This is a genomic window from Exiguobacterium sp. H66 (assembly GCF_018618705.1).
GTDB lineage: Bacteria > Bacillota > Bacilli > Exiguobacteriales > Exiguobacteriaceae > Exiguobacterium_A > Exiguobacterium_A oxidotolerans.
Window position 1 is genome coordinate 217,558 of the sequence record NZ_JACSMQ010000006.1, and the last position, 6,150, is coordinate 223,707.

A 6,150-nucleotide genomic window follows, 5' to 3' on the forward strand; every position below is an offset into this window, starting at 1 on the left:
GTACCCTTTCGTTTTTCATGTGTTCTGAAAATGGGTATAATAAGCACGAGAGTATAGAAAAATTGAATAAAAAAGCTTCAGAAAGGAGTAGCACATGAGTCGATTCCCAAAAGAAGGTAGCAAGATTGAGATTCAAAGTTTCAAACATAATGGCAGCTTACACAGAGTTTGGGAAGAAACGCTCGTGCTTAAATCGACGGAAGAAGAATTGATTGGGTTCAATGATCGAATCATGGTCAGTGAATCGGATGGTCGTCAGTGGCGGACACGCGAACCCGCGATTTGTTATTTTTCGACAGAACTCTGGTTTAACGTAATCTGTATGATTCGAGAGGATGGAATCTACTATTACTGTAACCTAGGGTCACCTTCGACGTTTGATGAAAAGGATCGAGCAGTCAAGTACATTGATTATGATTTAGACATTAAGGTGTATCCGGACATGTCGTATATGATTTTGGATGAGGATGAGTACGAGAAACATCGCCGGGAAATGAATTATCCGAAAGCGATTGATCGTATCCTGAAGGACAACGTCCAGATTTTAATCCAGTGGATTCGAAGTCGGAAAGGTCCGTTCAATCCGGCATTCGTTGAAACGTGGTATCGTGAATATGAAACAAGATATCGGAGATGATGGTTCGCCATCGTCTTTTTTTAATTGAAGGAAGTGAATCATCATGGGTAAGGAAACTCAACAACAGAAAAATAAGGCGCCAGGTTCGATTCGTCGCTACATGCAGTTCGTCAAGCCGTACAAAAAACAAATCCTCTTGACGGTGTTCGTCGGGATCATCAAGTTTTCGATTCCGTTAGGATTACCGTTACTGTATAAGTACATCATCGATAACCTCCTGACCGATAATACGGTACCGCTTGCAGAGCGGAGTAAGGAACTGGCGTATTTGATTGGAGCGGGCTTCTTCGTCTTCCTCGTCGTCAAACCACCACTTGAATTCGTCCGTCAGTATTTAGCACAGTGGTCGGCGTCGAAAATTTTGTTCGACGTGCGGAATAATTTGTTTGATCATGTTCAGAAATTATCACTTCGGTTTTATTCAAATACGAAAACCGGGGAAGTCATCTCCCGAATCATCAACGATGTCGAACAAACAAAAGATTTTGTTGTAACGGGTTTGATGAACTTATGGCTCGATATGATTACGATCTTTATTGCGATTGCCATCATGTGGACGATCAATCCGAAGCTGACGCTCGTCGCAATCATTCCACTGCCGTTTTATGCCTTTGCCGTGAAGTTCTTTTATGGACGGCTCCGCAGTTTGACGCGCGATCGCTCAGCAGCACTTGCGGAACTCCAAGGACATTTGACGGAGCGGGTCAACGGAATGGCAGTTATCCGCAGTTTCGCCCTTGAACCACATGAAAACAAAGCGTTCAAAGGTCAAAATGATGGTTTCTTAAAAGCGGCACTTCGTCAGACGAACTGGAATGCAAGGACCTACGTCGTCGTTTCGACGATTACCGACTTTGCACCGATTTTGATTTTTGGTACGGCTGCCTTTTTTGTCTTGAACGGACAAGTGACAATCGGGACGATGGTTGCTTTCATCGGCTACATCGACCGTCTCTATGCACCACTCGGTCGACTCGTCAACTCGTCAACGACGTTGACACAATCGATCGCTTCAATGGACCGGATGTTTGAATTTTTAGACGAACCGTATGATATTACGGAAAAAGCACATGCGAAAGATCCGGTCGCTGTTAAAGGAAACGTCCAGTTCGAAGACATCAGCTTCTCTTATGAAGAAGATGGCGAACTGGCGATCAACCGGTTGACGCTCGACGTCCAGGCCGGGGAACGAATCGCCTTCGTCGGGATGTCAGGTGGAGGGAAATCGACACTCGTCAGTCTGATTCCTCGTTTTTACGATGTCTCATCCGGACGGATTACGCTTGACGGTGTTGACATTCGTGATTTGAAGTTACGCGGTCTACGTGACCAAATCGGGATGGTCATGCAAGAATCGATTCTCTTTAGCGAATCGGTCGAAATGAACATCAAGATGGGAAATCCGGAAGCAACGGAAGAGGAAGTGATTGCTGCTGCGAAGGCGGCGAATGCACACGAGTTCATTGAACGGCTGCCGCAAGGGTACAAGACGGCGGTCGGAGAACGAGGCGTTAAGTTATCAGGAGGACAGAAGCAACGCTTGGCAATTGCCCGTGTCTTCTTGAAGAACCCACCGATTCTCATTCTGGATGAAGCAACGAGTGCACTAGATTTAGAAAGTGAATCGATGATTCAAGATTCGCTTGCCCGTCTCGCGAAAGGACGGACGACGTTCACTGTCGCCCACCGTCTGTCGACGATTACGGATGCTGATAAGATTGTCGTGATTGAAAATGGTCAAATCACGGAACTTGGTCGTCATGAAGAGTTGATGCGCAAACGTGGCGCATATTTCGAACTGTACGCGATTCAGAACCTCGAGCTCGTCGAATGAAAAAAAGGCTATTCCGAAAAAACGGAATAGCCTTTTTATATAAAGAATGAACAGCTTACAATTGTGCGAACGCACGATTGACGGCAGCGATCGTCTCATCGATGTCTGCGTCCGTGTGAGCTGTCGTCAAGAACCACGCTTCATATTTTGAAGGGGCAAGATTGATACCTTGCTCGAGCATCAATTTGAAGAAATGACCAAACATCTCGCTATTTGCACGTTCTGCACCGAGGTAGTCAGTGACGGTCTCATCTGTGAAGTAGACAGTCAAAGCTCCTTTTAGACGATTGATTGTAATCGTGACAGCGTGCTTGTCTGCTGCCTCCAGAATCCCTTGTTCGAGCTTCGTGCCGAGACGTTCGAATTCTTCGTAGACACCAGGCTGTTCAAGTAACTCTAGGCAAGCAATCCCTGCTGCCATCGATGCCGGATTTCCAGCCATCGTTCCAGCTTGATAAGCAGGACCGAGCGGAGCAACGTGTTCCATGATGTCTTTACGACCGCCGTATGCACCGATCGGAAGACCACCACCGATGATCTTGCCGAGTGCCGTCATATCAGGACGGATATTCAATAGTTCTTGAGCACTGCCGTATGTGAAGCGGAACGCCGTGATGACTTCATCGTAGATGACGAGTGCGCCGTGCTCATGAGTAATCTCATTGATGGCTTCGAGGAATCCAGGATGCGGTTCGACAATCCCGAAGTTCCCAACGATCGGTTCGACGAGGACACAGGCAACTTGATCGCCCCATTCAGCCATGATTTGACGATAAGCTTCGACATCGTTGAACGGTGTCGTCAAGACTTCTTTCGCTGTTGCTTTCGTTACACCGGCAGAGTCCGGTGAACCGAGTGTTGCTGGACCACTTCCTGCTGCAATCAACATTAAATCAGAATGTCCGTGGTAACAGCCGCTGAATTTCACGACGAGTTCACGACCCGTGTAGGCACGCGCGACTCGTATCGTCGTCATGACCGCCTCGGTTCCTGAATTCGTAAAGCGAACTTTTTCTAAAGACGGAATCGCTTGTTGAAGCTTATGTGCGAAGTCGATTTCTAGGCGGTGAGGCGTACCATATAGGAGACCATTTTGCGCCGCGTGCGTAATCGCTTCCGTAATATGTGGATGCCCGTGCCCGGTGATGATTGGACCGTAAGCGGCTAAGTAATCGATATAACGATTGCCATCGACATCGTAAAAGTAAGCACCTTCTCCACGTTCCATATAAACGGGGGCGCCTCCTCCGACGGCCTTAAAAGAGCGGGATGGACTGTTGACACCTCCGACGATACATTTTTGTGCAACGTCGTATAACGCCTCAGAAGTCGGGCGTGTAGAATGGGTTGACATGGATGATTCCTCCAATCGTTGATTCGTGAAAAATATCACGATATGATTGTATCACGGACGTCAAATCAGAAGCAGAGCCGTTGACGGACGGGAATAATGTAGGTAGACTAATTATAAAGATTACAATCTAATAATCAATGAAAGATAGAAATGAGGGGATGGACGTGGCTAACGAAATGCTAGATGACGCAGTACGATCTTTACGGGACTCGGGCGTTCGCATGACACCACAACGTCACGCAATCTTGGAATACTTGACGACAGGACATACGCATCCGACGGCAGATGATATCTATCGTGCGCTCGAACATCGTTTTCCAAATATGAGTGTGGCGACAGTTTATAATAATTTACGTGTTTTCCGTGAAAAAGGAATCGTTGAAGAGATGAACTATGGAGACGCTTCGAGCCGATTCGATTTCGTTACGACACGTCATTATCATATGATATGTGAAGGGTGCGGTAAAATCGTCGACTTCAATTATCCGGTTCTCGATGATGTCGAGACGGTCGCTGCACATTTGACTGGATTTAAAGTAGATCGTCATCGTCTCGAAGTATACGGGACGTGTCCTGAATGCCAATCAAACGTACAATAAAAACGAGCTTCCTTTAACGGGGAGCTCGTTTATTGTGTTTATTGTATTTTTCATCGAATTCTTTTCCTTCAAGTTCTTGGTCCATCGTGAGTGGCTCATCGCAATGCATACATAAATCGACGCGACCGAGGACTTTTGTTTCTTTTCCACAGTTCGGACAAGTGACAACGGCTGCTTTCGTTGAAGTTAAACCAATCAAGAAATATAAGGCAGTACTCGCTAAGACCATGACAAAACCGAGTAGCATTAAAATAACCATGATGATTTCAAATTGTTTTAATAGAAGACCACCATACATAACGAGCATTCCACCAAAAACGAGGAACATCGCCAAGTTACGGGCGCGGTTTATTTTATTCTTGCGTTGTTTTTTCAATTGAATTCCCCCTAACGACAGTCTAGCATATTGTAGCTTATGTCCTGAAGAAGGAAACAATGAATTTTTGTCGAAAATGGTAACGGATGAGTATGAGTGAAGAAGGGTGAGAATTGAATGGAACAAGTCACAAGAACAATTTATTCCGAATATGCTGCCTATCAAGAAACGCAAGGGATCATTGCTGTTGAAAAACAGCAACCGAAGGATTCATTGACGGACCAATTTGATATACTGTTACTAGTTGTTACGCGGGACTCCTCTATTGAATGGACAATCAAACACTACCGCCTAGATACACTCAAGGTGTCACTTCATGTCGTCCATGAAGATGTACTGTCACGATGGATTGTACTGAACGCGAATCGGCGAGCTGTCCATTGGATATCCGAAGGAACAATTATTTTTGAACGCAATGATTATTTAACTGATATGAAAAAAAGGCTGTTGAACTTCCCGGAAGCAGAACGTTGCCTGCAAATGTCACTGTCTTTTGCGAAACTACTACGTCGTTTTCAAGACGGGCGTAATCTCTTTAGTCGCGGTAACTACTATGATGCTTACACGCACGTGCATCATGCTTTACATCATTTAGCACGGCTTTCTGTTCTTGAAAAAGGAGCACATCCTGAAATTGTCGTCTGGGAACAAGCTCGCATGGATGATCCGGAAGTGTACAAGTTATACCAGCAATTACTATTAAGTGAAGAAACACTTGAATTGCGAATCCATTTAGCTTTGATTGGTCTGGAACATCTACTTCAATCGAAAGTATTATCCGGTGGAAAGTATTTGTTTGAAGTGATGCGTGAAAGAACAATCCCGTGGACGATGTATGAACTAATGGAAAATGAACGATTGCAGGAACTGAAGGTTGATTTAGGTAGTTTAGTCGATTTCTTTATGCGTAAAGGGTTAATTCGCATCTCTTATCGTCAAACAAAAGGTACGGGCGTGGAACTCGTAACATATGAACCAGTCGTTTAAACGATTGGTTCATATGTTTTTTATCGCGAATCGAAAATACTATATATAGAAGAAAAAAATAATTAAAAGTTTTTTATTAAAATCTGTTGACGTTACTATTTTGAGATAGTATATTAATACATGTCGACAGGGCGACACGCTCTGAACGACGAAAACAAATTAAAAAAATAAGAAAAAGGATTGACGGTTAAGTTATTCCATGATATCTTATTAAAGTCGCTAACACGACACGACGAACTTTGAAAACTGAACGATGAGGCAAAAAACGTATCTTCGGATACAAACAATGAATGAAGCGCAAGCTTCGTCAACGTGACTTTTAGTCACAAAAACGAGCAAGTCAAACACTTTATGGAGAGTTTG

6 protein-coding genes are annotated in these 6,150 nt (G+C 44.6%); 4 read left to right on the forward strand and 2 right to left on the reverse strand.

Going from position 1 to position 6,150, the window contains the following annotated elements:
• The first annotated feature begins 94 nt into the window (after positions 1 to 94).
• Together ntdP and KNP88_RS11665 are read left to right on the forward strand one after the other, a co-directional pair.
• Positions 95 to 637, forward strand: coding sequence for a nucleoside tri-diphosphate phosphatase (gene ntdP / locus KNP88_RS11660; protein WP_029332781.1), 543 nt, complete (start codon positions 95 to 97; stop codon positions 635 to 637).
• Between the two features lie 43 nt (positions 638 to 680).
• The gene (locus KNP88_RS11665) at positions 681 to 2,471 is read left to right on the forward strand and encodes an ABC transporter ATP-binding protein (protein WP_159173885.1); all 1,791 of its coding nucleotides are present in this window, start codon (positions 681 to 683) and stop codon (positions 2,469 to 2,471) included.
• 55 nt (positions 2,472 to 2,526) lie between these two features.
• Here the strand turns inward: KNP88_RS11665 and KNP88_RS11670 are convergent, their stop codons facing one another.
• A complete protein-coding gene (locus KNP88_RS11670) occupies positions 2,527 to 3,825 on the reverse strand; it encodes a glutamate-1-semialdehyde 2,1-aminomutase (protein ID WP_214893855.1) in 1,299 nt (432 codons plus the stop codon).
• 176 nt (positions 3,826 to 4,001) lie between these two features.
• On the opposite strand from KNP88_RS11670, the gene perR reads away from it, so the two are divergent.
• Positions 4,002 to 4,424, forward strand: a complete 423-nt coding sequence (gene perR, locus KNP88_RS11675; protein WP_369834779.1) for a peroxide-responsive transcriptional repressor PerR — start codon at positions 4,002 to 4,004, stop codon at positions 4,422 to 4,424.
• 13 nt (positions 4,425 to 4,437) lie between these two features.
• On the opposite strand, the gene KNP88_RS11680 is transcribed toward perR, so the two are convergent.
• Entirely contained in the window at positions 4,438 to 4,800 is a 363-nt protein-coding gene (locus KNP88_RS11680) for a DUF2614 family zinc ribbon-containing protein (RefSeq protein ID WP_029332785.1), read from the reverse strand.
• A 117-nt stretch (positions 4,801 to 4,917) separates the two neighbouring features.
• On the opposite strand from KNP88_RS11680, the gene KNP88_RS11685 reads away from it, so the two are divergent.
• The gene (locus KNP88_RS11685) at positions 4,918 to 5,787 is read left to right on the forward strand and encodes a nucleotidyltransferase-like protein (RefSeq protein ID WP_029332786.1); all 870 of its coding nucleotides are present in this window, start codon (positions 4,918 to 4,920) and stop codon (positions 5,785 to 5,787) included.
• The last annotated feature ends 363 nt before the right edge of the window (positions 5,788 to 6,150 follow it).

What these genes read in the sequence shown, in the direction of transcription:
- ntdP (WP_029332781.1), top strand. Translation starts at nt 95, where the DNA reads ATGAGTCGATTCCCAAAAGAAGGTAGCAAGATTGAGATTCAAAGTTTC.
- KNP88_RS11665 (WP_159173885.1), top strand. Translation starts at nt 681, where the DNA reads ATGGGTAAGGAAACTCAACAACAGAAAAATAAGGCGCCAGGTTCGATT.
- KNP88_RS11670 (WP_214893855.1), bottom strand. Translation starts at nt 3,825, where the DNA reads ATGTCAACCCATTCTACACGCCCGACTTCTGAGGCGTTATACGACGTT.
- perR (WP_369834779.1), top strand. Translation starts at nt 4,002, where the DNA reads ATGCTAGATGACGCAGTACGATCTTTACGGGACTCGGGCGTTCGCATG.
- KNP88_RS11685 (WP_029332786.1), top strand. Translation starts at nt 4,918, where the DNA reads ATGGAACAAGTCACAAGAACAATTTATTCCGAATATGCTGCCTATCAA.